Consider the following 272-nt stretch of genomic DNA (forward strand, 5'->3'; position numbering starts at 1 on the left):
TTCATCTGCACATGCAGATGAATCGTGAGAATACGTATGCCTGTCTAATGGATGCGATGAAAAGTAAGTCTTATTGGTTCCTGGACCAAGATATCATGAATAAGGTATTCCATGGTCGCGTGTATTATTTACCGCTTGAGTGGAATGTTTATCATGGTAACGGCAATACCGAGGATTTCTTCCCCAACTTGCCTTTCGCCACCTATATGCGGTTTCTTGAGGCGCGCAGTAATCCGAAGATGATACATTTTGCCGGGGAGAATAAGCCTTGG

General features: G+C 44.1%; 1 protein-coding gene. It reads left to right on the forward strand.

Annotated elements, in window-relative coordinates; translation table 11 throughout:
• Positions 1 to 17: 17 nt before the first annotated feature.
• Positions 18 to 272: glycosyltransferase (locus RMT89_RS43080; RefSeq protein ID WP_315889209.1), on the forward strand; the 255-nt coding region annotated here is incomplete at its 3' end.

The organism is Streptomyces sp. P17 (assembly GCF_032436805.1).
Classification (GTDB): domain Bacteria; phylum Actinomycetota; class Actinomycetes; order Streptomycetales; family Streptomycetaceae; genus Streptomyces.